This is a genomic window from Mycobacterium sp. (genome assembly GCF_965229105.1).
Classification (GTDB): Bacteria; Actinomycetota; Actinomycetes; order Mycobacteriales; family Mycobacteriaceae; genus Mycobacterium.
Window position 1 is genome coordinate 3,913,329 of record NZ_OZ245858.1, and the last position, 24,875, is coordinate 3,938,203.

At 65.5% G+C, this 24,875-nt stretch carries 21 protein-coding genes; 17 read left to right on the forward strand and 4 right to left on the reverse strand.

What is annotated here, in order from left to right; genetic code table 11:
* Nucleotides 1–9: 9 nt before the first annotated feature.
* Together ADBZ9O_RS18180 and ADBZ9O_RS18185 are read right to left on the reverse strand one after the other, a co-directional pair.
* Complete coding sequence (locus ADBZ9O_RS18180; protein ID WP_526524246.1) at nucleotides 10–939, reverse strand: LLM class F420-dependent oxidoreductase; 930 nt, start codon at nucleotides 937–939, stop codon at nucleotides 10–12.
* Between the two features lie 79 nt (nucleotides 940–1,018).
* Complete coding sequence (locus tag ADBZ9O_RS18185) at nucleotides 1,019–1,696, reverse strand: SDR family oxidoreductase (protein WP_526524248.1); 678 nt, start codon at nucleotides 1,694–1,696, stop codon at nucleotides 1,019–1,021.
* Between the two features lie 162 nt (nucleotides 1,697–1,858).
* Here ADBZ9O_RS18185 and ADBZ9O_RS18190 point away from each other — a divergent pair, with 162 nt between their 5' ends.
* From ADBZ9O_RS18190 to ADBZ9O_RS18205, 4 genes are all read left to right on the forward strand, one after another.
* Nucleotides 1,859–2,653 (forward strand): ABC transporter permease, encoded by a 795-nt coding sequence (locus ADBZ9O_RS18190; RefSeq protein ID WP_526533266.1) that lies wholly within the window; start codon nucleotides 1,859–1,861, stop codon nucleotides 2,651–2,653.
* On the forward strand, nucleotides 2,654–3,766 hold the full coding sequence (locus ADBZ9O_RS18195; RefSeq protein WP_526524250.1) for a sulfate/molybdate ABC transporter ATP-binding protein: 1,113 nt from the start codon (nucleotides 2,654–2,656) through the stop codon (nucleotides 3,764–3,766).
* A 105-nt stretch (nucleotides 3,767–3,871) separates the two neighbouring features.
* On the forward strand, nucleotides 3,872–4,870 hold the full coding sequence (locus ADBZ9O_RS18200; RefSeq protein ID WP_526524252.1) for an APA family fibronectin-binding glycoprotein: 999 nt from the start codon (nucleotides 3,872–3,874) through the stop codon (nucleotides 4,868–4,870).
* 47 nt (nucleotides 4,871–4,917) lie between these two features.
* The gene (locus ADBZ9O_RS18205; RefSeq protein WP_526524254.1) at nucleotides 4,918–5,241 is read left to right on the forward strand and encodes a GlsB/YeaQ/YmgE family stress response membrane protein; all 324 of its coding nucleotides are present in this window, start codon (nucleotides 4,918–4,920) and stop codon (nucleotides 5,239–5,241) included.
* Nucleotides 5,242–5,245: 4 nt separating this feature from the next.
* Here the strand turns inward: ADBZ9O_RS18205 and ADBZ9O_RS18210 are convergent, their stop codons facing one another.
* Nucleotides 5,246–5,740 (reverse strand): hypothetical protein, encoded by a 495-nt coding sequence (locus ADBZ9O_RS18210; protein WP_526524256.1) that lies wholly within the window; start codon nucleotides 5,738–5,740, stop codon nucleotides 5,246–5,248.
* 99 nt (nucleotides 5,741–5,839) lie between these two features.
* Between ADBZ9O_RS18210 and ADBZ9O_RS18215 the strand changes: the two genes are divergently transcribed.
* Nucleotides 5,840–6,424: a CGNR zinc finger domain-containing protein gene (locus ADBZ9O_RS18215; protein ID WP_526524258.1), complete on the forward strand. Its 585-nt coding sequence runs from the start codon at nucleotides 5,840–5,842 to the stop codon at nucleotides 6,422–6,424.
* A 4-nt stretch (nucleotides 6,425–6,428) separates the two neighbouring features.
* Here the strand turns inward: ADBZ9O_RS18215 and ADBZ9O_RS18220 are convergent, their stop codons facing one another.
* Complete coding sequence (locus ADBZ9O_RS18220; protein WP_526524260.1) at nucleotides 6,429–7,193, reverse strand: CPBP family intramembrane glutamic endopeptidase; 765 nt, start codon at nucleotides 7,191–7,193, stop codon at nucleotides 6,429–6,431.
* Nucleotides 7,194–7,293: 100 nt separating this feature from the next.
* On the opposite strand from ADBZ9O_RS18220, the gene ADBZ9O_RS18225 reads away from it, so the two are divergent.
* The 12 genes from ADBZ9O_RS18225 to ADBZ9O_RS18280 all read left to right on the forward strand — a co-directional run bounded on the left by ADBZ9O_RS18225 (nucleotide 7,294) and on the right by ADBZ9O_RS18280 (nucleotide 24,872).
* Complete coding sequence (locus tag ADBZ9O_RS18225) at nucleotides 7,294–9,759, forward strand: phosphoketolase family protein (protein ID WP_526524262.1); 2,466 nt, start codon at nucleotides 7,294–7,296, stop codon at nucleotides 9,757–9,759.
* Nucleotides 9,760–9,783: 24 nt separating this feature from the next.
* On the forward strand, nucleotides 9,784–12,081 hold the full coding sequence (locus ADBZ9O_RS18230) for a CaiB/BaiF CoA transferase family protein (protein WP_526524264.1): 2,298 nt from the start codon (nucleotides 9,784–9,786) through the stop codon (nucleotides 12,079–12,081).
* 8 nt (nucleotides 12,082–12,089) lie between these two features.
* Entirely contained in the window at nucleotides 12,090–13,502 is a 1,413-nt protein-coding gene (locus tag ADBZ9O_RS18235; protein WP_526533268.1) for an aldehyde dehydrogenase, read from the forward strand.
* Between the two features lie 24 nt (nucleotides 13,503–13,526).
* A complete protein-coding gene (locus tag ADBZ9O_RS18240) occupies nucleotides 13,527–15,014 on the forward strand; it encodes an acetyl-CoA acetyltransferase (protein WP_526524266.1) in 1,488 nt (495 codons plus the stop codon).
* 68 nt (nucleotides 15,015–15,082) lie between these two features.
* Nucleotides 15,083–16,459, forward strand: coding sequence for a dicarboxylate/amino acid:cation symporter (locus ADBZ9O_RS18245; protein WP_526524268.1), 1,377 nt, complete (start codon nucleotides 15,083–15,085; stop codon nucleotides 16,457–16,459).
* 22 nt (nucleotides 16,460–16,481) lie between these two features.
* Complete coding sequence (locus ADBZ9O_RS18250) at nucleotides 16,482–17,201, forward strand: hypothetical protein (RefSeq protein ID WP_526524270.1); 720 nt, start codon at nucleotides 16,482–16,484, stop codon at nucleotides 17,199–17,201.
* Nucleotides 17,202–17,300: 99 nt separating this feature from the next.
* Nucleotides 17,301–17,636 (forward strand): L-rhamnose mutarotase, encoded by a 336-nt coding sequence (locus ADBZ9O_RS18255; RefSeq protein ID WP_526524272.1) that lies wholly within the window; start codon nucleotides 17,301–17,303, stop codon nucleotides 17,634–17,636.
* 22 nt (nucleotides 17,637–17,658) lie between these two features.
* A complete protein-coding gene (locus tag ADBZ9O_RS18260; protein WP_526524274.1) occupies nucleotides 17,659–19,017 on the forward strand; it encodes an MFS transporter in 1,359 nt (452 codons plus the stop codon).
* Nucleotides 19,014–20,147: an L-rhamnose isomerase gene (gene rhaI, locus ADBZ9O_RS18265; protein ID WP_526524276.1), complete on the forward strand. Its 1,134-nt coding sequence runs from the start codon at nucleotides 19,014–19,016 to the stop codon at nucleotides 20,145–20,147. The genes ADBZ9O_RS18260 and rhaI overlap by 4 nt, the downstream gene beginning before the upstream one ends.
* Before the next feature lie 2 nt (nucleotides 20,148–20,149).
* The gene (locus ADBZ9O_RS18270) at nucleotides 20,150–22,186 is read left to right on the forward strand and encodes a bifunctional aldolase/short-chain dehydrogenase (RefSeq protein WP_526524278.1); all 2,037 of its coding nucleotides are present in this window, start codon (nucleotides 20,150–20,152) and stop codon (nucleotides 22,184–22,186) included.
* Nucleotides 22,183–23,631, forward strand: a complete 1,449-nt coding sequence (locus ADBZ9O_RS18275; protein ID WP_526524280.1) for a rhamnulokinase — start codon at nucleotides 22,183–22,185, stop codon at nucleotides 23,629–23,631. The genes ADBZ9O_RS18270 and ADBZ9O_RS18275 overlap by 4 nt, the downstream gene beginning before the upstream one ends.
* Nucleotides 23,632–23,636: 5 nt before the next feature.
* Nucleotides 23,637–24,872, forward strand: a complete 1,236-nt coding sequence (locus ADBZ9O_RS18280; protein WP_526524282.1) for an alpha-hydroxy acid oxidase — start codon at nucleotides 23,637–23,639, stop codon at nucleotides 24,870–24,872.
* Nucleotides 24,873–24,875 lie beyond the last annotated feature (3 nt).

Consider the following 24,875-nt stretch of genomic DNA (forward strand, 5'->3'; position numbering starts at 1 on the left):
ACCGGTGAATCACCCGGCGAGCACCGGCTTGAGCTTCTCGGCGACCTCGGTGACGGGACCCGCGTGGTAGCCGTCCAGGCTGGTGACGGGACTGAGGATCACCCCGTCGACGCCGGCGTCGAGCACCTTGGTCTTGATCTGGTCGGCGACCTGCTCCGGGCTGCCGAAGACAGCCTGTTGACGGAAGTCCTCCGGAATGATGTCGGCGGTGATGCCCTCCCCGATGATCGCCACCACCAGCATGCTGGTCTCCAGCGTGGCCGGGTCACGGCCGATCTTCTCGCAGCTCTCGCGGACGACCTGGATCTTGCGGGGCAGTTCGTCGAAGCCGGCGATGATGTTGAGGTGGTCGAAATGCTTGGCCGCCAGTGGGATGGTCTTCTTCTCGCCGCTGCCGCCGATCATCAGCGGAACATGGTCGCGGAACCGCGGCTCGGCCATCGCCTCGATCGTCTTGTAATACTTGCCGGTGAACGTCGGACGTTCCCCCTTGAGCATCGGCAGGATGATCTCCAACGCTTCGTGCAGCTTGTTGAACCGGTCGGTGAAGGTGCCGAACTCATAACCCAGTGAGTCGTGCTCGAGCTCGAACCAGCCGGTGCCGATGCCGAGGATGGCCCGGCCCTGGCTGATGACGTCCAAGGTGGTGATCTCCTTGGCGAGCAAGGCGGGGTTGCGGTAGGTGTTGCCGGTTACCAGGGTGCCGAGCTGTACGCGTTCGGTCACCGCGGCGAGTGCCCCGAGGGTCGTGTAGGCCTCCAGCATCGGCTGGTCGGGGGTACCGAGGCCGGGCAGCTGATAGAGGTGGTCCATCAGGAAGACGGAGTCGAAACCGGCCGCTTCAGCTTCCTGCGCCTGCGCGACGACGGTGGGGAAGATCTGTGGCACGCCAGTGCCATACGAGAAGTTGGGGATCTGTAGGCCAAGTTTGATAGTCACGGCTACCGACCCTAGACACGGTTAAACGGAACCGTAACCCCGTTTCGCTCGGGGCGAAGCGGGGAATAAATCAGCCTGCTCAGCCAAAGTGAGCCGGGGTGCCGCTGCTGACGTGCAGCGTCTGCCCGGTCACGTGGCGTGCTTCCGGCGTCGCCAAAAACAAGGCCAGGCGGGTGAGCTCGGCGGCAACCGAGGGCGAGGGACTTGTCAAGCCGTCATAACCCGATTCGTGCGCACGGCCCGCGGCCACCACGTTGATGGTGATGCCCCTGGTGCCGAAATGGGTGGCCCGACCTGCGGTCCACTCGGAAAGGGCGGCCTTGACAGCTGCCTGCGCGCTGCCGTCGCGGGGACTTTCGGTGACGATGCTGATCACCGAGCCACCGGAGCGGAGGTGATCGCCGAGGGTATGCAGCGTGAGCACGGGCGCCAGTGCCGTGGCGTCAAGTGCATTGCGCCAGGCCGTGGCGTGTTCTGCCAGGTCGAAGGTGCGCGGGTCGCCACCTTCCCAGCGTGGTGCTGGCACGTTGATGATCGTGTCGAGGTGGTGCGGGAACAGTGTGCGGGCCTCGGCGAGGCTGGCGGGGTCGGTGTTATCGCAGATGATCGCATCGACATCAAGTTCTTTGGCAGCGACCTCAAGTTCATCGCGACGCGCACCCGAGATCACGACTCGGTGCCCGGCATCGCGGAAACCTTCCGCAATCGTCCGGCCGATTTCGGTATCACCACCGGTAACCAGCACTTCCATCGCCATGACCTCCTCGTGTTCAACGCTGAACCCAGCGCCGGACGGCGTCGATCGTGCCAATGTTACTGGACAGTAGCTAGGTGATGAAACTTGACGCGGCCCGGATCGACAAACGAATCACCGAACGCCGGTGGCCGATCCTCTAATATTCGGCCGGTGAGCCATCAGCTGGGGCAAGCGGCAGCCCTGCCGCGGTGGGTTTACCTACCCGCGGCGGCGGGTGCCGCGTTCGTCGTGCTGCCCCTGATTGCGATGGCGGCAAAGGTCGACTGGCCGAATTTCTGGTCGCTGATCAGCAGTACATCGTCGACGACGGCGTTGCTTCTGAGCCTGCGGACGGCGTTGGCGAGCACGATCATGTGCTTGATCCTCGGCGTACCGATGGCCCTGGTGCTCGCCCGCAGCGAGGCCCGGCTGGTGCGCTGGCTTCGCCCGCTGATCCTGCTACCGCTGGTGCTGCCGCCGGTGGTTGGCGGGATCGCGCTGCTCTACACCTTCGGCCGCCTCGGACTGCTCGGTCAGTATCTGGATGCCGCAGGTATCCGTATCGCCTTCACCACCACGGCGGTGGTCCTGGCTCAGACGTTCGTTTCACTGCCCTTCCTTGTTATTGCGCTGGAGGGAGCTGCCCGGACCGCGGGCCGCAATTACGAGGTGGTCGCGGCGACGTTGGGCGCCAGGCCGACGACGGTCTGGTGGCGGGTCACCTTGCCGCTACTGGCGCCGGGCCTGGTCTCAGGGGCGGTGTTGGCTTTCGCTCGGGCGCTGGGTGAATTCGGCGCGACGCTGACCTTCGCGGGATCTCGCGAGGGGATCACCAGAACGCTGCCGCTGGAGATCTATCTACAACGCGAGTCCGACGCCGACGCTGCCGTGGCGTTATCGATCCTGCTGGTCGTGGTGGCCGCTGTGGTCGTCCTCGGACTCGGCGCCCGCAAACTGGGCAGTGCCGGTGTGGGCTAGATGAGCCATTTGCAGGTGCGCGCCGTCCTCGCCGAACGCGATATCGACCTGGCATTCGATGTCGCCGCTGGTGAGGTCTTGGCAGTACTCGGCCCCAACGGGGCAGGGAAATCGACTGCACTACATGTGATTTCAGGTCTGGTACGACCCGATGCCGGAGTTGTGCGCCTTGGTGGTCGGGTGCTGACCGATACCGAGGCCGGGGTTTTCGTCCCCACCTATGCCCGCAGGGTAGGCCTGCTGCTACAGGATCCGCTGCTGTTCCCGCATTTGAGCGCGGCGGCGAATGTGGCCTTTGCGCCACGCATTCGTCGTCGCGGTAAGACCGCCGCCAAGCAGGCCGCGCAGCGCTGGCTGGCCGAAGTCTTCGACGACGATCAGGCGGCGCAGTTCGCGGATCGTAAACCGCGTCAGCTCTCCGGTGGTCAGGCGCAGCGCGTGGCGATCGCGCGGGCGCTCGCCGGGGAACCTGATGTGCTGCTGCTCGATGAACCGTTGGCCGGGCTGGATGTGGCCGCCGCCGCGTCGATCCGGGCCTTGTTGCGCCGGGTCCTCACCAGCGATGGCCGCGCGGCAGTTCTTGTCACGCACGACGTGCTCGACGTTCTGACCCTGGCTGACCGCGTCATGGTCATCGAGGGCGGCCGAGTTGCCGAGATTGGTCCAGCTGCCGGGGTGCTGACCTCGCCGCGTAGCGGCTTCGGCGCGCGCATCGCGGGCGTCAACTTGGTCAACGGCACCCTGGACGGCGACGGTGTCCTGGTCACTGCGACCGGCGACCACTGGCATGGCACTGCGGTGGAAAACCAGCAGCGGGCACCGGCCGGGCAGCGGGCGGTGGCGGTGTTCGCCCCCGGCGCGGTCGCGGTCTTTGCCGACAGGCCGCACGGCAGCCCGCGCAACATCGTCGAGCTCACGGTTGCCGAACTCGACTCGCGCGGTGCCGCCATCCGGGTTCGGGCCGCTGGGCCACCCGACGGTGCGCCCGGCCTGGCCGCTGACATCACCCCCGACGCGGCGTCGGATCTGCGGGTGGTGCCGGGGATGCGACTCTGGTTTGCGGTCAAGGCACAGGAGGTGGCGATTCATCCGGTGTTCAGCAACGCTGATTGAGCCGCTCGGGGGCTGATAATTGTCGGCTGGCGACAGCGTGAGAATGGTTCACATAGTAAGCAACCCACACTTGCGTCACGGCCGTAACACGGTAGGTTCGTCGCCATGGATGAGCCGGACCCGATCGTGAAGCGGCAAAGGGGCCGATGGACCTCGCTGGGGGTGGCCGCGGTCGCCTGTGTCAGTGCGGTGACGCTGGCACTGCCCACGACGTTGGCATCAGCGGATCCGGTGGCACCAGCGCCGCCGAGCCCGACCGTGGCACCTCCGGTCGATCCGAACGCGCCGCCCCCGGCGCCGGTCGACCCGAACGCGCCGCCACCGGCTCCGGTAGATCCGAACGCGCCCCCGCCGCCACCCGCCGACCCCAACGCGCCGCCGGCTGATCCCAATGCGCCGCCCCCACCGGCGCCCGAACCCGGTCGGGTCGATAACGCCGCAGGTGGCTTCAGCTTCGTCGTGCCCCCGGGTTGGGTGCTCGGCGACGCCAGCAAGCTCAACTACGGCCAGGCGTTGCTGACCAAGGAGACCGGTCCCGCCGTCAACGGCCAACCCGCGCCGGTCGCTACCGATACCAGCGTCCTGCTGGGTCGCCTCGATCTGAAGCTGTTCGCCGGGGCAGAACCCGATAACGCGAAGGCCGCAGTCCGGTTGGCATCGGATATGGGCGAATTCTTCATGCCGTTCCCCGGCACCCGCGTCAATCAGCAGTCCACTCCGCTGGATGCGGCCGGGATGGCAGGCAGCGCAGCGTATTACGAGGTGAAGTTCACCGATACCACCAAGCCCAACGGTCAGATTTGGGCGGGCGTGGTCGGCAATGCCGCGGTCAACGCGCCCCGCGGTCAGCGCAACGAACGCTGGTTCGTGGTCTGGCTGGGCACCGCCAAAGATCCGGTCGACCCCGGTGCGGCCATCGCCCTGGCCAATTCGATCCGGCCGTGGAGCCCACCGCCTCCGCCGCCGCCGGCCGAGCCGCCGCCACCAGACCCCAACGCACCCCCACCGGATCCGAACGCACCACCGCCGCCGCCCGCGCGGGCTGCCGTCGGCGTGCCGGTCCCGGTGACCACGCCGGTGCCGGAGATGATGCCGCCAGGCTGACACTCTTCGCTCGCCGAATCGTTACTGGCGACGGGTATACCTAAGTGATGGATACCGCATTCGTTGCCAATTCTGTGGCGCAGGCGAGCACTGAGGTTCTGGCTCGCTCGACCACGCTGACCAGCGTGGGTGTGATCGGGTACATCATCATCGGTGCCCTCGCAGGCTGGATCGCCGGCAAGATCGTCAAGGGCGCCGGGTCCGGCATCCTGATGAACATCGTGATCGGCATCATCGGGGCGTTGATCGGAGGCTTTCTGCTCAGCTTTGCCTTCGATACCGCGGACGCAGGCTGGTGGTTCACGTTCTTCACGGCGATCCTCGGCTCGGTGATCCTGTTGTGGATCGTCGGCAAGGTCAGGAAGAGCTAACCCGCTAGAGCGCTGCCAATACACCGCGAAGCTCGGCGGCCAGACTGCCGTGCCCCGCGTCGAAAAGCGGCCCCGCGCCGTCGGAGAGCAGTAGCCGCAACCGGGCCATCCCGCGGGCCCGGACGGGCAGCGGGGCGTGCAGTCGCAGTGTCACCTCGTCGATGGTGTTCTCCGCCGCCGCGATCCTGGCGGCGTGCAACGGAATTCGATAGGAGAGCCCTCCGCCGCGCGGTTCGTTTGCCCTGCGCAGTGCAGAACGCAGAGCGCGGCCCAACTCTTCGCGCTCCCTCGATGCGACGATGCGTGCGGCGTGTGCGGCCAAGGCGCTCCCCGGCGTGACGGGCACGCGATTTTCGATCGCGCGGTCGTAGCGGTCGGCGAAAATCCGGGCCGCCAGGCGCGCCGACCATGGGGTGCGTGCCACGGCGCCGCGCTTCGACCCGTAGGGCGGCGACTGAGTTCCCAGGGCGGTAGCGAGTTCGATCCTGTGTTGTGTCATCTCTGAACCCCATTTCTGTGCGTGACTGGTAAAAACCCTATACCGGTCATGCATGACCAGTCAATCGCATTTAGAGGTCATGCGAGGTAGGATCGGGCCATGGCAGATGTGTCGTTCCAGTGGCTCAACGAAGAAGAGTCCAAGCCGGCCCCCGGCGCTCTTCGTCAGGTGCAGGCACTGATCAACACCATCGATCGCGAATCGGGGGAGGACCGGTTGGCCGATCCTGCGAACGCGGCCCCGTGGCTGGTCGCCAATCACCTGCTAGATCCAGGCGCGCTACTTGATCTCGACGATCTTCACACTGTGATCGATGTGCGGGAAGCGTTGCGCACCATGACCATTCGTAACACCGGTGGTCAGGATCCCAGTCGGGAAGCCCTGGCGCCGTTGCGCAAGGTGGCGGCCGCTGCCAGGGCGCGCACGGAGGTGGCCGGTGACGGTACGGTACGGCTGCGCGCGGACGGTACCTCGTTGCCCGATCGGTTGCTCAACCTCCTGCTGATCGTCAAGGATGCGCAGCTCGACGGCAGCTGGGAGCACTTGAAGGCGTGTGCCAACGAGGACTGCCAGTGGGCCTTCTACGACAGATCTCGCAACCACGGCGGTACCTGGTGTGTGATGTCGTCATGTGGAAACAAGCTGAAGAATCGCGAGTTCCGGGCCCGCAAGCGCGGGACGTGAGCAGCTAGCTCGACAGGTGCCAGACCAGGGCTGCGGCCAGTGCACCCAGCCCGTTGAGCGACCAGTGCAGCGCGATCGGTGCGATCAGGCTGCCGCTACGGCGACGCAGCCAGGTGAATACAAAACCTGCGCACCCGGTCGCGATCACGGCCATCACCACCCCGGCGAGCATGCCGAACACACCACCGCCGAGCAGCCGGGTGAACCCGACATTGCTGCTGGTCAACCCGAAAGATGTGGCGATATGCCACATTCCGAACAACAGTGAGCCCGCCGCTGCCACCCCGCGAACACCCCAGGCCCGGTCCAGCGCACCGTGCAGCACACCACGGAAGGCCAGCTCCTCGGGGATGACGGTCTGCAGCGGGATGATGATCATCGACGCCAGCAGCGCGCCGGAGATGGTGGCGTAGTGGTCATTCATGAACATCGGGCGGGTCCACGGGAGCAGCGCCCCGATGGCGATCACCGAGAGCACGACCCCGACGGCCGCTGCCGCGTAACCGGCGCCGGAGCGCCAGTGCTCACGGCCGAGGCCGAGTTCGGACCAGCCCAGCCCGCGGAAGCGAACCAGGACCAGCAGCCCCACCGCCGCGGCGGGCACCACGGCAACGTTCGCCCACGGGGTGGTGAAATGCGCAAGAAGGTTGGTCAGCGCCAGCACGACGACGACGATCGCGATATCGGCGTAGATCCGGAAGTGGTGCAGCGCAGACAGCTGACCGATCAGCGGGTGTGGTGGCGGCTCCACAGCGATCAAATCAGACATAACCACCCCAGTGTACGGGCCGAAACTAGTGACCAAAGGCCCTCGATGAACACCTGGTGCCGTCCTGCGTAAAGCCCCGATTCAGGGGAAGGATAGAGCTATGACGTCTGAACCCTCCGCGTGGCAAAGCGCGACCGCCGAACCGCTGTCCGATGACGTGCTCGCTGCGCTCGACGGTTGGTGGCGCGCCGCGAACTACCTGTCGGTGGGGCAGATCTATCTGCTGGCCAACCCGCTGCTGCGCACGCCGCTGGACCGCGAGGACGTCAAACCCCGACTGCTGGGCCACTGGGGCACCACACCCGGGCTCAATTTCATCTACGCCCACCTCAACCGGGCGATCAAGGCGCGCCAGCAGTCGACCATCTACGTCACCGGCCCCGGGCATGGCGGCCCGGGCCTGGTCGCCAACGCCTACCTCGACGGCACGTACTCGGAGGTCTACTCCGATATCACCCGCGACGCCGAAGGGATGCGGCGGCTGTTTCGCCAGTTCTCTTTCCCCGGCGGCATTCCGTCGCATGTCGCCCCGGAGACCCCAGGTTCCATCCACGAGGGCGGGGAGCTGGGCTATGCGCTCTCCCATGCCTACGGCGCCGCGTTCGACAACCCGGACCTGCTGGTCGCCACGGTCGTCGGTGACGGCGAGGCCGAGACCGGCGCACTGGCCACCAGTTGGCATTCCAACAAGTTCACCAATGCCGCCAAAGACGGTGTGGTGCTGCCGATCCTGCATCTCAACGGGTACAAGATCGCGAATCCGACGGTGCTGGCCCGCATCCCCGAAGATGAGTTGCGCAGCCTGATGATCGGCTACGGACACAAACCACACTTCTTCGAGGTCAAAGACGAGCACGAGGATCACTTCGACGCGCACCGGCGTTTCGCGGCCCTGCTCGACACGGTGCTCGACGAGATCGCGGAGATCAAGGCCAAAGCGAGCGACGACGTGCCCCGGCCGAGCTGGCCGATGATCGTCTTCCGTACGCCGAAAGGCTGGACGGGGCCGGCCTACATCGACGGTAAGAAAACCACCGGGTCCTGGCGGGCACATCAGGTGCCGCTGGCGAACGCGCGCGACACCCCCGAGCATCTGCAGGTGTTGGCCGACTGGCTGGGGTCCTACCGCGCCGAGGAGCTGTTCGACGAGAACGGCACGCTGGATCCGTCGATTGCCGCGCTGGCACCGGCGGGCACGCTGCGGATGAGCGATAACCCGCACACCAACGGTGGCCTGCTGCTCAAGGATTTGCGGCTGCCCGATTTCCGCGATTACGCGGTCGACGTGCCGGCTCCCGGTGCGACGGTCGCCGAGGCGACCAGGGTGCTCGGCGGGTGGCTCACCGATGTGGTTCGGCTCAATCCGGATAATTTCCGGATCTTCGGGCCGGACGAAACGGCGTCGAATCGCCTGCAGGGAGTGTTCGACGCGACCGATAAACAGTGGAACGCCGAGTTCTTCGGTCCCGAGGTCGACGATCACCTGGCCCGCGCCGGCCGCGTCATGGAGATGTTGTCCGAGCACCAGTGCCAGGGTTGGTTGGAGGGCTATCTGCTCACCGGTCGGCACGGCTTGTTCAACTGCTACGAAGCGTTCATCCACATCATCGATTCGATGTTCAACCAGCATGCGAAATGGCTCAAGGTCACCAACCACATCCCGTGGCGACGGCCCATCGCCAGCCTCAATTACCTTCTGTCCAGCCATGTCTGGCGCCAGGATCACAACGGCTTCAGCCACCAGGACCCTGGCTTCATCGACCATGTGGTGAACAAGCGCGCCGAAGTGGTCCGGGTCTACCTGCCACCGGATGCCAACACGCTGCTGTCGACGTATGACCACTGCCTGCGATCGCGGCAGTACGTCAACGTGGTGGTCGCGGGCAAGCAACCCGCCCCGAACTTCCTGACCATGGAACAGGCCGTCGCGCACTGCACCAGGGGGCTTGGCATCTGGGAATGGGCAGGTACGGAGATATTCGGCGAGGAGCCGGACGTCGTGGTCGCGACGTGCGGTGACGTCCCGACACTGGAGGGGCTCGCGGCTGTCGACCTGCTCAAGCAGAACCTGCCGGACCTGAAGATCAGATTCGTCAATGTGGTTGACCTGATGCGCTTGCAGGACGAGGGCGAGCATCCGCACGGGCTGTCCAACCAGGCGTTCGACATGGTCTTCACCCGCGATAAGCCGGTGATCTTCGCCTATCACGGCTATCCCTGGTTGATCCATCGGCTGATCTACCGCCGCACCGGGAGCAACAACTTCCACGTTCGCGGCTACAAGGAGGAGGGCACCACAACGACGCCGTTCGACATGGTGATGCTCAATGACCTGGACCGCTTCCACCTGGTGATCGATGTCATCGACCGCACACCGTCGTTGCAGACCAAGTACGCGACGTTCCGCCAGGAGATGGTCGATCGGCGGCTCGTGGCCCGGGAGTACACCCGCGAGCACGGCGACGATATGCCCGAGGTGCGTGATTGGGTGTGGCCAGGCGCACCGGGAGCGGTGACAACCCCGAGCATCGCCGCCACGGTATCGACGGGCGGTGACAACGAGTAGGCCGTCGCCACTAAGGTGATCGCCATGGTCGCCGGTGATCGCCTTCTGACGTCACTTCGGGTGCTGGATCTATCAAGCGGGGCGGCTGATTCGGTCACCCGCATGCTCGCCGACCTCGGGGCCGATGTGCTCAAGGTTGAGGGACCCGGCGGTAGCCCCGGCCGCGATGAGCGACCCACCCTGGATGGGGTGAGCATCCCGTTCGCGCTGCACAACGCCAACAAACGCGCCGCGGTGCTGGATCCAGCCGTTGATTCAGATCGCGCACGCCTGATCGCATTGGCCGGGGACGCCGATATCGTCGTCGACTGCGGTGTGCCGGGTCGGGCCGTGGCCTACGGCACGTCCTGTGCGGCGCTGGCCGATTCGTTCGACCACCTGGTCACGTGCTCGGTCACCGATTTCGGCCTGACCGGCGACCGGGCGTCGTGGCAGGCCACCGATGCGGTGCTGTACGCACTGTCGGGAGCCCTGTCGCGGTCCGGACCGGCCGATGGTGCACCGGTGCTGCCCCCGGATGGGATAGCGTCGGCCACCGCGTCGGTCCAAGCCACCTGGGCCATTCTGGTTGCCTACTACCATCGATTACGTTGTGGCAGAGGCGATTATCTGGACTTCAGCCGCCTGGACGCGGTGGTCACCACCCTCGATCCGCCCTTCGGCACCCAGGGGCAGGCGGCGCTGACCAAGCACAGTGCCGAACGGTGGCGGGGTAGGCCGCGTAATCAGGAGCTTTACCCCATCTTCGCGACCACCGACGGCTACGTGCGGATCTGCCTGCTTTCCCCGCGACAATGGCACGGCCTTCGGGCCTGGCTGGGGGAACCGGAGCAATTCCAGGACCCGAAGTTTGACAAGATCGTCGCCCGCTACGCAGCCTGGAGCCAGATCGGTGCGCTGTTCGCGACGCTGTGCGCGAGCAAGACCATGGACGAACTGGTGAGTGAGGGCCAGGCCCATGGTGTGCCGATCGCCGCGGTGCTGTCGGCATCGGAAGTGCTGACCTCCGAGCACTTCACCGCGGTGGGTGCGCTCGCTGAAACCGAACTGGTCCCGGACGTGCCGGTCACGGTGCCGGTCGGATACCTGACCGTCGATGGTGCACATGCCGGATTCCGCACGCCTGCACCGATATTGGGCCACGACGACGCCGCATGGCCGTCACCGAACACCCCATCGACTGGAGACGGCACACCGGGCACCGGGCTGCCGTTCGCGGGTCTGCGCATCATCGATCTGGGCGTGATCGTCGCCGGTGGTGAGCTGAGCCGACTCTTCGGTGATCTCGGCGCCGAGGTGATCAAGGTCGAGAGCGCACAGTTCCCCGATGGTCTGCGTCAGACCAGGGAAGGCCAACCCATCAGCGATTCCTTCGCCTGGGCGCACCGCAACAACTACGGGTTCGGTCTGGAGTTGCGCAGCCCGCAAGGCGCCTCGGTGTTCGCCGAACTGGCCGCCTCTGCTGATGCCGTCTTCGCCAATTTCAAGCCGGGAACCCTTGCCGCACTGGGTTTTTCCTACGATCGGCTACAGGAGCTGAACCCCCGCCTGGTACTCGCCGAGAGCAGCGCGTTCGGTGACGTCGGCCCGTGGAGTGCCCGGATGGGGTACGGCCCCCTGGTGCGCGCCACCACCGGTCTGACCCGACGCTGGGGCTTTTACGACGCGACGACGATCTTTCCGGATCATGTGGCCGCGCGTGTCACCGCCATCGGGGCGCTATCCGCCCTGATCCACCGCGAGCGCACCGGGGCGGGGGCCCGGATTCACGTGTCTCAGGCCGAGGTCGTCGTCAATCAGCTCGACACCACCTATGTCACCGAGGCTGCGGCCGCGCGCTACCCGGGCCGGGTCGACGCCGATACCGGACTGCATGCGGTGTATCCCTGCGCCGGTGAAGACGAGTGGTGTGCCATCTCGATCCGCGACTCCGATGACCAGACGGCGGTGACTGCGCTTATCGGCGCGACGGAACTGGCGCAGTGGACGGCGCAGCGGCCAGCCACCGAGGTCAGTGCGCTATTGCAGGCCGCGGGCGTACCTGCCGGGCAGATGAATCGGCCACCCGATGTCTACGCGGAGGCCCAGAGCGCTGACCCACAGTTGTTCACCGATATGGAACATCCGCTGATCGACCATCCGCTGCCCACCGAGACCAGGCCCACCCGGTACCGGCACATCCCGCCGGCCCCGCTGCGGCCCGCTCCGATGCCGGGGGAGCACACCCGCGAGATCTGCCACAAGGTCCTCGGACTCACTGATGACGATATCGAGCGCCTGATCGCAGAGGGCGTGCTGTTTACCGATGGGGTGACCAAGTGACCGCACAGATGTACATCGATGGCACGTTCCGCGCCGCCGAGCAGGTCCAACCCGTCATCGAGGCGGCCACTGGCGAGCCGCTCGGCAACGGCGCCAGCGCCAGCCCTACCGATATCGATGACGCCGTAACGGCCGCCAGAGCTGCACTGCCGCAATGGCGTTCGATGCCACCGCAGGACCGTGCCGCGGTGCTGTTCGCATTCGCCGCCGCGTTGAAGGCCCGCGCGGAGAGCACCTACGAGCTGGTCACCCGTGAGAACGGAATGCCGATCTCGCTGTCGCGCGGCGCCAACGGGGCGTTTCCCGCGCTGTTGGTGAACTACTACGCGAAGATGATCACCGAATCCGCGATCGAGGAGATCCGTCCGGGCGTCACGGGCCACACCATCGTCCGCAAGGAACCGGTCGGCGTGGTCGGGGCGATCACCCCGTGGAATTACCCGCAGGCCCTGGCGGCGTTCAAGATTGCCCCCGGTCTGGCGTCAGGATGCACGATGGTGCTCAAGGCCGCCCCCGAAACTGCCTTGGATGCCTTGGTTTTCGCCGAAGCGGCCGCCGAGGCCGGGCTGCCGCCAGGGGTGCTGAACATCGTCGCGGGCGGGGTGGCCGCTGGGGCGCATCTGGTGGCGCATCCCGGTATCGACAAGGTTGCCTTCACCGGTTCGACGGCGGCCGGGCGGACCATCGGCGAGATCTGCGGCCGGCTCATGCGTCCGGCAACCCTTGAGCTGGGCGGAAAGTCGGCTGCGATCATTCTCGACGATGCCGATCTGGACGCCACCATCGCCGGGTTGCGCACGGCCTCCTTCGTCAACAACGGGCAGACCTGTCACCTGAGTTCACGCATCTTGGCCCCGCGGTCGCGCTACGACGAGATCGTCGATGCGATGGCCGCACTTGCCGAGAGTCTGACAGTCGGCGATCCGCTGGATCGGTCGACCGAGATCGGGCCTCTGGTCAGCGAGCGCCAGCGTGAGCGGGTGCTGGACTATATCGAGATCGGCAAGGCCAGCGGCGCGAAACTCGTTGCCGGCGGTTCGGTTCCAAAAGAGCAGTCGCGCGGCTGGTTCGTCTCGCCGACGGTATTCGCGGGAGTGGACAACGCCGATCGCATCGCCCAGGAGGAGATCTTCGGCCCGGTGCTGGCGGTGATTGCCTATGACGGCGACGCCGAGGCGATCGATATCGCCAACGACAGCGAGTTCGGCTTGGCGGGCACGGTCTGGTCGACCGATACCGAGCGGGCGACGGACGTGGCCAGGGCGGTGCGCACCGGGACGATCGGCGTCAACGATTATCAGCTCGACATCCGGGCCCCGTTCGGCGGCGTCAAGGCCAGCGGGCTGGGCCGCGAGCTGGGCCCTGAGGGGCTGGACGCCTACCGAACGGTGAAATCCATGTACCGGGTGGGACCGGCTTGACACGTGTCAACTAACGTGTTCCCCATGTCACTGGATCCCACCACACCTGTGCTCGTCGGCTACGGCCAGGTCAACCAGCGCGATAACACCCCGGACCCCGTTGAACCGACAGCATTGATGGCCGCGGCGGCCCGCGAGGCCGCTGATCCGCGGGTGCTGGCGGCCGTCGACGCCATTCGGGTGGTCAACCTGCTGTCCTGGCGCTACCGCGATCCCGGCCTGTTATTGGGCGGTCTGATCGGAGCCGATAAACCAGACACCAGGTATTCCGGTGTCGGCGGCAACGTCCCGCAGTCCCTGCTCAATCAGGCCTGCCTCGATATCGCGGGCGGGCGCGCCGGTGTGGTGCTGCTCGCCGGAGCGGAGACCTGGCGGACGCGGAAACGGCAGAAGGCCAACGGTATTCGACCTGCCTGGAGTACTCAGGACGAGTCGGTGCCGAAAGCGCCGGGGTCCGATGACGGGGTCGAAATGGCCGGGCCGTCGATGCAGCGGATCGGCCTTGGGATGCCGTCGGATATCTACCCGATGTTCGAAGAGTCGGTCCGCGTCGCGGCGGGGGAGTCGCAGACCGAGCACCGGCGCCGGATCGGCGCATTGTGGGCGCAGTTCAACGAGGTGGCCCAACATAATCCGCACGCGTGGAGCGACCGAGCCTGGACCGCCGACGAGATTTGGCAGCCCGGGCCCGATAACCGGATGATCAGCTGGCCGTATACCAAGCTGCTCAATTCGAACAATATGGTCGATCAGGCTGCCGTGCTCATCCTGACCTCGGTGCAGAAGGCCAAGGATCTGCAAATCCCCTCCGAGCGTTGGGTTTTCCCGTGGGCGGGCAGCGACTCCCACGACACCTACGATATCGGTGAGCGCTGGGAGTACCACCGGTCACCGGCAATCCGGATCGCGGCCGCGCGGGCACTGGAGCTCGCCGGCCTCGGGATCGACGAGATCGACCTGGTAGATGTCTACTCCTGCTTCCCGTCTGCGGTGCAGGTGGCGGCGGCCGAGATCGGGTTGCCGGTCGGTGACCCTGGACGGCCGCTGACGGTGACCGGCGGCCTGACCTTCGCGGGCGGGCCATGGAACAACTACGTCATGCATTCGATCGCCACCATGGCCGAACAGTTGGTGGCGAATCCCGGCCAGCGCGGCCTGATCACCGCCAACGGCGGCTATTTGACCAAACACAGCTTCGGTGTCTACAGCGCCGAACCGCCACCGGTCGCGTTCCGCTGGGAAGACGTCCAGGTGCGCGTCGATGCAGAGCCGACCCGCACGTCCCTGGCCGAATGGGAGGGCACCGGCACCGTCGAGACGTGGACGGCACCCTTCGATCGAGAAGGTAAGCCGCAGAAGGCTTTCGTTGCGGTTCGCACCCCCGATGACGCCCGCACCCTGGCCGTCATCGCCGATCCCGCAGCCGCCGCGGCCATGGTGGCCGACGATGGCAATGATCCCACCGGGGCGAAGGTCGTGGTGCAGACCGACGGCACGGCCTCAATGGTCTAGGGGTTGGTTTAGCGCTGCGGTAACGCGCCCCAAACGCGGCAGACACGTAGACCCGCTACACCTGGGAAATGACCGACAGTCTGACTCCTGTTGCAGGCGAGCCGCGTGCGCCGTGGTACAGATCGCTTTTCCTGCAGTTGCTGCTGGCCATCGTCCTGGGCATCCTGGTCGGATGGTTGTGGCCCGCAGTGGGCGCCGATCTCAAGCCGCTGGCCGACGGTTTCATCAAGCTGATCAAGATGTTGATCGCGCCAATCATCTTCTGCACGGTGGTGATCGGCATCGCGCACGTCGGCGATCTGAAGTCGGTCGGCAGAATCGGCGTCAAGTCGTTGATCTACTTCGAAGTGGTGACCACGTTCGCCCTTCTGTTCGGCCTGGTCGTCGGCAATATCGTCAAACCCGGGTCGGGTTTCAACATCGACCCCGCGACCCTGTCCGCCGGCGCCGATGCGGTGGCCAAGAAGACCGGTGACGGCGAACTACCGCACACCGTCGACTTCCTGCTCAACATCATTCCCACCTCGGTGATTTCGGCGTTCGCCGATAACGTCCTGCTGCAGGTGCTGTTCTTCGCCGTGTTGTTCGGGCTGGCGCTGGCGAAATTCGGTGAGCACGGACCGCCGGTCATCTTCGAATTCATCGATCACCTCAGCCAGATCTTCTTCACGATCATCGGTTGGATCATGAAGCTGGCTCCGCTGGGTGCGTTCGGTGCGATGGCCTACATCATCGGGCAGTACGGCATCGCATCATTGGGCAGCTACGCCAAACTGATCGGTGCCTGCTACCTGGCGGCCGCATTGTTCATCCTCATCTTGGGTGCCATCGCCTACTTCCTGGCCGGGGTGAACCTGTGGCGCTTCTTCCTGTACACCAAAGACGAGTTCTTCCTTGCCCTGGGCACGGCGTCGACCGAAGTCGTATTGCCGCGCATCATGACTAAATTGATCAACGCCGGATGTTCGCGCACCACAACAGGTCTGGTGGTGCCCACCGGTTATTCATTCAACCTGGACGGTGCGACGCTGTACCTGTCGATCTGTGTGCTGTTCTTGGCACAGGCCCTCGGTGTCGATCTGAGCCTGGGGGAGCAGATCACCGCGGTGCTGGTGTTGATGCTGACGTCCAAAGGTATGGCCGGGGTGCCGGGTTCGTCGTTCCTGGCACTGTCGGCGACCGTCGCGGCCATCGGGCACGGGGCGATCCCGGTCGCCGCGGTCGCGCTGCTCCTGGGTGCGGACCGCATCATGGACTCAATGCGGGTCTCGGTGAACCTGATGGGTAACTGCGTGGCCACGCTGGTGGTCGCACGGTGGGAGGGTCAGCTCGATTCCGACCGAATGGCCAAGGTACTGCGCGGGGACGAGGTTCCTCCGCTGGAGGACCCCATCGAGGTCAAACAAGCCGAGGTGGACGCTGACGAAAGATCAGTCGTCACCTGACCGGCGGCGCTACCGTGTTCGCGTGAATCTCCGGACCGTTGCCGTCCTCCTCGCCACGTGGTGCTTCTTGGTGGTGGCACCAGCCTTTCTGGTGGTCGCCCTCTTCACCGGCGCCGATCCGGATACCCCAGTCTTCGGCTGGGCCTTCGGCATCTGGATGGTCGGCTACCTGGCGCAGCTGGCGGTGTTCATGGCCGCGACCCGAAAGGCCGGCAGCAGCGCCATCCTCGGCTGGTTCATCGCCTCTCTGGCGCCGTGGGCCGCAGACTGGTCCGCACCCGCAGCCTGGTGGGGTCCGATCCTCGTTCTGGTCATCGTGGTGGCCTACGCGGCATGGTTCTATTCGACGCTGGCCCGCAGCGCCGATCTTGCGCAACATGGCATTCGTGGCACCGGCACCGTCCTGGAGGTCAAGGAACCGTTGATGAACACGGTCATCAACGACGTCTACATCCGTCGGACCATGCGGTTGCGCATCGACCGATCCGACGGCGCGCCCCCGTACGAGGCGACGTACGCGGGAACGTTCATGATCGGCAACATCCCTAGCCCCGGAGACGTATTCAACCTGCGGGTGGACCCGAAGGACCCCACTCACTTCGAGACGACCGACGGCGGGCAGAGCGCGCCCGAGGCTTCGTTGACCGATCAATTGCAGCACCTGGCCGATCTGCACAGCCACGGTGACCTTGACGACGCCGAGTTCGCGGCGGCAAAGGCCCGGTTACTCGGCCGGGCCTGACGCAATTGAGGTACGCCCCGGGCGGGTGTTGACTTCCCCATAGCTCGGGTTTACAGTCGCCCACATCACATTTTGAAACGTTTCAATCATGGAGGCCTGATGTCTGGAGACACCCAGCGGGTGTGTTTCCTGCTTGCGCTCAAGCCGGATCGTGTCCAGGACTATCTGCGGGCACACCACGACGTGTGGCCGGAAATGCTCGACGCCTTGGGCTCAGCGGGCTGGCACAACTACTCGCTGTTCGTCCGCGAGGCCGACGGGCTGGTCGTCGGTTACCTCGAAACACCGGATTTCGCGCTCGCTCAACAGCGGATGGCCGAGACCGATATCAACGCGAAGTGGCAGGCCGGGATGGCCCAGTACTTCGTCGGAGGTGACGGTGCCGACCCTGATGAGCAGATGACACCACTATCCGAGTACTTCCACCTCTCTTAACGCCGAGACCTAGGAACTTTTCATGAAAATTGGCGCACGCTCGACAACAGGTTGGCGCGCCACCATCTCGGTGGCGATGTCGAATTACATCGAGGCCGGATCGATCATCGCGATCGCCACCAGCCTCGGCTTCTGGCAGTCCGCCTTCGGGATCAGCAATTTCGCGGTTGGCCTGCTGGCAGCGTTGAGCGCCAACGCTTTTGGTGCCGCCATCGGTGCCATTCTCGGTGGCCCACTGTGTGACCGGTTTGGCCGCAAGGCCATCTACACCTACGACCTACTGGTGTACATGGTCGGTGTGCTGTTGGCCGCGTTCGCCGTCAACTTCACGATGCTGTTGGCGGCGTTCATCGTCACCGGTATCGCGGTGGGCGCCGGCGTTCCGGCGTCATGGACCTACATCGCGGAACAGGCGCCGTCTGCTGACCGGGCAAAGCACGTCGGAACGGCCCAGTTGGCCTGGTCGATGGGCCCGCTGATCGGTTTCGCTCTCGCCGCCGCGATGGCCCCGCTCGGTCTGTTCGGTTCCCGGCTGATCTTCGTGCACCTGTTCGTCGTCGCCGCCATCGTCTGGTGGATCCGACAGGGCTTGGCTGAGTCGCAGATCTGGAAAGACGAGGTCGCGACAGGCAGAGCCGAGATCGAGCCCACCGAGGTGGCGTCCGCGGTCGGCGTGCGTGGACTGCGTGGATTGTTCTCCCGGAAGGTCAACATCACTGCCCTGTTGTTCCTCGGCGGCATCTACCTGTTCTGGAACACCGTCGCCGGCCAGGCGGGCATCTTCATGCCGCGGGTTTACGACGCCGCCGGTCTGCACAGTCCGGTGGCCCAGGACCTGCTGCAGGTGCTGGTCTGGGGCTGCACGGTCGCGGCCACCTACTTCGGCTTCATGCGGTACGCCGACCGGGTCTCGCAGCGGTGGCTGTATGTGGTCGGTGCGGCACTGGGCATCGTCGGCTGGATCGTGCTGGTGGCGTTCACCGACGGCGGCGTCCCGACCATGCTGGTCTTCGCGGTCCTCTGGGGAGTCTCGGCCGGTATCGGTGCGCAGGCGTTCTACAGCCTGTGGGCCAGTGAGCTTTTCGCTACCCCGTACCGGGCCAGCGCGCAGGGCGTGATGTTCTTCGCCGTCCGCAGCGTCACCGGTCTGCTGAGCTACTTCTTCCCGACGCTGCTGGCGGCGACCGGCCTGACCATGGTCGGCATCCTGTTGGTCGCGCTGCTGACGGTCGCCATGGTGATCGGCGCGATCTGGGCGCCCAAGACCCAGGGCAAGTCACTGCAGGAGATTGAAACCGAGCGTTACGGGCATCCGATCTCCACCGATAACTCGGCAGCAGCACCGCTGGCCACCCTCGACACCACCGGAGGTACCCGATGAAACTGGCCATCGAACTGCCGTCATGGGCCTTCGGTAACTCCGGCACCCGCTTCAAGGTGTTCGGCACGCCGGGGACGCCGCGGACCGTGCAGGAGAAGATCGCCGACGCCGCCACGGTGAACCGGTTCACCGGGCTGGCACCCACGGTGGCCTTGCATATTCCGTGGGACGCCGTCGACAACTATCGTGCCCTCGGCGAATACGCCGAGGATCTGGGTGTCACGCTCGGCACCATCAACTCCAACACCTTCCAGGACGACGACTACAAGTTCGGCAGTCTGACCCATACCGATAAGACGGTGCGGCAGAAGGCGATCGACCACCACCTGGGCTGTATCGAGGTGATGAACGAAACCGGGTCACGCGATCTCAAGGTGTGGTTGGCCGATGGCACCAACTACCCCGGTCAGGGTGATATCCGTGGCCGCCAGGAACGCCTGGCTGAATCACTGGCGACCATCTACCAGCACATCGGCGACAACCAGCGACTGGTACTGGAGTACAAGTTCTTCGAACCGGCCATGTACATGACCGATGTACCGGACTGGGGCACCTCTTACGCTCACACCCAGGCTCTCGGCGAGCGGGCCATGGTGTGCCTGGACACCGGCCACCATGCCCCCGGCACCAACATCGAATTCATCGTCGCCCAGCTGCTGCGCCTGGGAAAGCTGGGGTCCTTCGACTTCAACTCGCGGTTCTATGCCGATGACGACCTGATCGTCGGTGCGGCCGACCCCTTCCAACTGTTCCGCATCATGTTCGAGGTGCTGCGCGGTGGAGGGCTCGACGATGACTCGCCGGTCGCATTCATGCTGGATCAGTGCCATAACGTCGAAGCCAAGATCCCGGGCCAGATCCGCTCGGTGCTCAACGTGCAGGAAATGACCACCAGGGCATCCCTGGTGGACGTCGACGCCTTGACCGTGGCGCAGGAAGGCGGAGATGTGCTGGGCGCCAACGAGATTCTGATGGATGCCTTTTACACCGATGTCCGGCCGCGGCTGGCACAGTGGCGAACCGAACAAGGGCTGCCCGCCAACCCGATGTCTGCCTTCGCCGAGTCGGGCTACCAGGACACCATCAACGCCGACCGCGTCGGTGGAACCCAATCAAGCTGGGGAGCATAGCGATGACCAACTCGACCGTTGCCGAGCTGATCGCCAGGTCCAACCGGCTGGGCTCGGACCCGAAGAACACCAACTACGCCGGCGGCAACACCTCCGCCAAGGGTTCCGCTATCGACCCGGTGACCGGCACCCCGGTGGACCTGTTGTGGGTCAAGGGATCCGGGGGAGACCTCGGCACCCTGACGGAGAGCGGACTGGCCGTCCTGCGACTGGACCGGATGCGTGCCCTGGTCGATGTCTACCCGGGCGTCGAGCGCGAGGACGAGATGGTCGCCGCGTTCGACTACTGCCTGCACGGGCGTGGCGGCGCGGCCCCCTCGATCGATACCGCGATGCACGGGCTGGTCGACGCCAACCACGTCGACCACCTGCACCCCGATTCGGGGATCGCACTGGCCACTGCCGCCGACGGTGAGGCGCTGACCAAGCAGATCTTCGGTGACCGCGTGGTGTGGGTACCCTGGCGGCGCCCCGGTTTTCAGCTCGGTCTCGACATCGCCGAGATCAAAAAGCGCAATCCGCAGGCCATCGGCACCATCCTCGGCGGTCACGGCATCACCGCGTGGGGTGACACCTCCGCCGAGGCGCAGGCGTACTCGCTGGAGATCATCGATACCGTCGAGCGCTACCTCGACGCCAACGGTCGTCGGCAGCCTTTCGGTGCACCGCTTGACGGCTACGGCGCGCTGCCCGATATGCAGCGGGTCACCAAAGCGGCCGAGCTGGCACCGTTCATCCGCGGGCTGGCGTCCACCGACAAGGCGCAGGTCGGCCACTTCACCGATGACCCCCGGGTGCTCGAATTCCTCTCCAGCAGTGCACATCCGCGGCTGGCGGCGCTCGGTACCAGCTGCCCGGATCACTTCCTGCGCACCAAGGTCAAACCGATGGTGCTTGACTTGGCTGCTGACGCCTCGATCGAGGACGCCAAGGTGCGGTTGGCGGAACTGCACGAGCAGTACCGGGCCGACTATGCCGACTACTACCAGCGCCACGCCACGCCCGAGTCGCCCGCGATGCGCGGCGCCGATCCGGCCATCGTGCTGATCCCCGGCGTCGGAATGTTCAGCTACGGCAAGGACAAACAGACCGCGCGGGTGGCGGGCGAGTTCTATCTCAACGCCATCAACGTGATGCGCGGCGCCGAGGCCATCTCCACCTACGCTCCGATCGACGAGGCGGAAAAGTTCCGCATCGAATACTGGGCGCTGGAAGAGGCCAAGCTGGCCCGGATGCCCAAGGCGAAACCGTTGGCCACCCGGATCGCGCTGGTCACCGGGGCTGCCTCCGGTATCGGTAAGGCCATCGCCGAACGGCTGGCCGCCGAAGGGGCGTGTGTGGTGATCGCTGACCTCGATGCCGAAAAGGCTTCCGCTGCAGCCGAACAGATCGGCAACACCGACACCGCGATCGGGATCGCCGCCGATGTCACCGACGAAACCGCGGTGCAGGCCGCGATCGACGCATGCGTGCTGGCGTTCGGTGGGATCGACATCGTCGTCAACAACGCCGGTCTGTCGCTGTCGAAATCGCTGTTGGAGACGACCGCGGCCGACTGGGATCTGCAGCACAATGTGATGGCCCGTGGCTCCTTTCTGGTGTCCAAGGCGGCTGCGCGCGCGCTGATCGACCAGAAGCTGGGCGGCGATATCATTTACATCTCGTCGAAGAACTCGGTGTTCGCCGGGCCCAACAACATCGCCTACTCCGCCACCAAAGCCGATCAGGCCCATCAGGTGCGGTTGCTCGCGGCCGAACTCGGTGAGTACGGCATCAAAGTCAACGGCATCAACCCCGACGGCGTAGTGCGCGGGTCGGGCATCTTCGCCGGTGGGTGGGGGGCCAAACGGGCCGCCGTATACGGCGTTCCCGAGGAGGAACTCGGCGCCTACTACGCGCAACGCACGCTGCTCAAACGTGAAGTGCTGCCGGAGAATATCGCCAACGCAGCCTTCGCCCTGTGCACATCGGACTTCTCCCATACCACCGGGTTGCACGTGCCCGTCGATGCCGGTGTGGCCGCGGCCTTCCTGCGATGAGCGTGGCACAGTTCGTCGCCGTGGACCTCGGGGCCACCAGCGGGCGCGTCATGCTGGCATCGGTGGGGCCGGGTTCGTTCGAGATGCGCTCGGTCAACCGGTTCGCCAACGACCCGGTCTATCTGTGGAACGGCCGCCGCACGGCGATGCACTGGGACCTACCCGGACTATTCGCAGGTGTCTGCACAGGCCTGGCCGAAGCCGCTCGACAGGCACCGGAGCTGACCAGTGTCGGGGTGGACTCGTGGGCGGTGGACTACGGATTGCTGCGCGACGGGAAACTGCTTGGCCTGCCGTACAACTACCGTGACTCCCGCGGTGCGATGGGCGCGGACCTGGTGCATGCCCGCCTGAGTCAGGAGAAGATCTACAACCGCAACGGCCTGCAGTTTCTGGCCTTCACCACGATGTTCCAGCTGGCTGCCGATTCAGTAGAAGGCCTGATCGGGGTCGCGGACACCGCACTGCTGGTGCCGGATCTGATCGGCTATTGGCTGACCGGAGCCACCGCCACCGAGCGCACCAACGCGTCGACCACCGGCCTCCTCGGTGTCGACGGGCGCTGGGACGACGAGCTGATTCCGTTACTCGGCCTGTCCGGGCGGTTATTTCCCGAGCTGGCCGAACCTGGTAGCGCCCTGGGCGTGCTGCTGCCCGAGCTGGCCGACCGGGTGGGTGTGAGCCGCCGTCTGGCGGTCACCACGGTCGCCTCGCATGACACCGCGTCCGCCGTGGTGGCCGTCCCGATGGCCGCAGAGTCTGCGGCCTATATTTCCTGCGGGACCTGGGGTCTGGTCGGTGTCGAATTGCCGCATCCCATCGTGACCGAAGCGACTCGCGCCGCGAACTTCACCAACGAGGTCGGCGCCGATGGTCGAATCCGGTTCCTGCGCAACGTGATGGGCCTGTGGTTGCTATCGGAATCGGTCCGGCAGTGGGCCCGCCAGGGCATGGCGATCGAGCTGCCGAACCTGCTCGAGCAGGCCGCGCACTGCCCCGACACTCCTGACGTATTCGATGCTGATGACCCCCGCTTTCTCGAACCAGGTGACATCCCCGGTCGGATCTGCGCGTGGTACGCAGAACACAATCTGCCTGCTCCCGCTACGTTGCCCGAGATGGCGCGCGCCATCGTCGAGAGTTTGGCGGCGGGATTCGCGCGCGGCGTCGAACAGGCCGCCGACCTGTCGGGTACCCCCGTGGAGACGGTGCACATCGTCGGCGGCGGTGCCCAGAATCGGCTGCTGTGCCAACGACTCGCCGACCGGGTGGGACGGCCGGTCGTCGCCGGCCCCGTCGAGGCGACGGCCATCGGTAATGTGTTGATCCAGGCTCGCGCGCACGGCGTGCTCAGCGGTGACCTGGAGGCGCTACGTGCCGATATGGCCACCACGCTGTCAACGCAAACCTATGTGCCGCAACGGACTCCGGCAGGAAAGGCGTGAACACTATGAAACGTCGGATACCGAACAGGCATGACCTTGCACCGCTCATGCAGATCAAGAAGCCGCAGTTCGACGCCACCCGGCGCCGCCTGGACAAGGCGCTGACCATCGACGATCTGCGGCGAATCGCCAAGCGCCGGACGCCGCGCGCGGCATTCGACTACACCGACGGCTCCGCCGAGGCGGAGTTGTCACTGGCCCGGGCGCGCCAAGCCTTCCAGGACATCGAATTCCATCCGGCAATCCTGCGCGACGTCTCCAAGGTGAGCACCGGCTGGGATGTGCTCGGCGCCCCGGTCAGCTTGCCGTTCGGGATCGCGCCGACGGGTTTCACCCGGATGATGCATACCGAAGGTGAGATCGCCGGCGCACACGCGGCGGCCAGGGCGGGGATCCCGTTCTCGCTGTCCACCATGGGCACCACCTCCATCGAAGATGTCAAGAGAGCAAATCCTCTTGGGCGCAACTGGTTTCAGCTATACATGTGGAAGGACCGCGACCGCTCGATGGCATTGGTCGAGCGGGCCGTCCAGGCCGGCTATGACACGCTGTTGGTGACGGTGGACGTACCCGTGGCCGGCGCCAGACTGCGCGATACCCGCAACGGCATGTCGATCCCGCCGGCGCTGACGCTACGAACCATTGCCAACGCGTTGCCCCGACCGCAGTGGTGGATCGACTTTTTGACCACCGAACCGCTGGCATTCGCATCCCTGGACCGCTGGTCAGGCACGGTGGCCGAACTGCTCGACACCATGTTCGACCCCACCGTCACGTTCGACGATCTGGCCTGGATCAAAACCCAGTGGCCGGGCAAGTTGGTGGTCAAGGGTATCCAGACGCTGCCCGATGCGCGGGCGGTGGCCGATGTGGGCGTCGACGGCATCGTGTTGTCCAATCACGGCGGCCGCCAACTCGACCGGGCCCCCATCCCGTTCCATCTGTTACCCGCGGTCGCCGCCGAGGTCGGCAACGACGTCGAAATCATCCTGGACACCGGAATCATGGCCGGCGCCGATATCGTCGCCGCCATCGCGCTGGGCGCCAGATTCACCATGATCGGCCGGGCATATCTGTATGGGCTGATGGCGGGCGGTGAGGCGGGAGTCGACAGGGCCATCGAGATCCTGGCCGGTCAGGTCGAACGTACGATGCGCCTGCTCGGTGTCACTACTCTCGAGGAGCTGACACCGCAGCATGTGACGCAGCTGGTGCGGCTGGTCCCGAGGGCCGCGACGTAGAGG

Excerpts from the sequence above, each read along its gene's own strand:
- ADBZ9O_RS18225 (WP_526524262.1), top strand. The coding sequence starts at position 7,294 with ATGACGTCTGAACCCTCCGCGTGGCAAAGCGCGACCGCCGAACCGCTG.
- ADBZ9O_RS18245 (WP_526524268.1), top strand. The coding sequence starts at position 15,083 with ATGACCGACAGTCTGACTCCTGTTGCAGGCGAGCCGCGTGCGCCGTGG.
- rhaI (WP_526524276.1), top strand. The coding sequence starts at position 19,014 with ATGAAACTGGCCATCGAACTGCCGTCATGGGCCTTCGGTAACTCCGGC.
- ADBZ9O_RS18195 (WP_526524250.1), top strand. The coding sequence starts at position 2,654 with ATGAGCCATTTGCAGGTGCGCGCCGTCCTCGCCGAACGCGATATCGAC.
- ADBZ9O_RS18220 (WP_526524260.1), bottom strand. The coding sequence starts at position 7,193 with ATGTCTGATTTGATCGCTGTGGAGCCGCCACCACACCCGCTGATCGGT.
- ADBZ9O_RS18240 (WP_526524266.1), top strand. The coding sequence starts at position 13,527 with ATGTCACTGGATCCCACCACACCTGTGCTCGTCGGCTACGGCCAGGTC.
- ADBZ9O_RS18260 (WP_526524274.1), top strand. The coding sequence starts at position 17,659 with ATGAAAATTGGCGCACGCTCGACAACAGGTTGGCGCGCCACCATCTCG.
- ADBZ9O_RS18270 (WP_526524278.1), top strand. The coding sequence starts at position 20,150 with ATGACCAACTCGACCGTTGCCGAGCTGATCGCCAGGTCCAACCGGCTG.
- ADBZ9O_RS18280 (WP_526524282.1), top strand. The coding sequence starts at position 23,637 with ATGAAACGTCGGATACCGAACAGGCATGACCTTGCACCGCTCATGCAG.
- ADBZ9O_RS18210 (WP_526524256.1), bottom strand. The coding sequence starts at position 5,740 with ATGACACAACACAGGATCGAACTCGCTACCGCCCTGGGAACTCAGTCG.
- ADBZ9O_RS18235 (WP_526533268.1), top strand. The coding sequence starts at position 12,090 with ATGTACATCGATGGCACGTTCCGCGCCGCCGAGCAGGTCCAACCCGTC.
- ADBZ9O_RS18275 (WP_526524280.1), top strand. The coding sequence starts at position 22,183 with ATGAGCGTGGCACAGTTCGTCGCCGTGGACCTCGGGGCCACCAGCGGG.
- ADBZ9O_RS18205 (WP_526524254.1), top strand. The coding sequence starts at position 4,918 with ATGGATACCGCATTCGTTGCCAATTCTGTGGCGCAGGCGAGCACTGAG.
- ADBZ9O_RS18200 (WP_526524252.1), top strand. The coding sequence starts at position 3,872 with ATGGATGAGCCGGACCCGATCGTGAAGCGGCAAAGGGGCCGATGGACC.
- ADBZ9O_RS18230 (WP_526524264.1), top strand. The coding sequence starts at position 9,784 with ATGGTCGCCGGTGATCGCCTTCTGACGTCACTTCGGGTGCTGGATCTA.
- ADBZ9O_RS18185 (WP_526524248.1), bottom strand. The coding sequence starts at position 1,696 with ATGGCGATGGAAGTGCTGGTTACCGGTGGTGATACCGAAATCGGCCGG.
- ADBZ9O_RS18215 (WP_526524258.1), top strand. The coding sequence starts at position 5,840 with ATGGCAGATGTGTCGTTCCAGTGGCTCAACGAAGAAGAGTCCAAGCCG.
- ADBZ9O_RS18255 (WP_526524272.1), top strand. The coding sequence starts at position 17,301 with ATGTCTGGAGACACCCAGCGGGTGTGTTTCCTGCTTGCGCTCAAGCCG.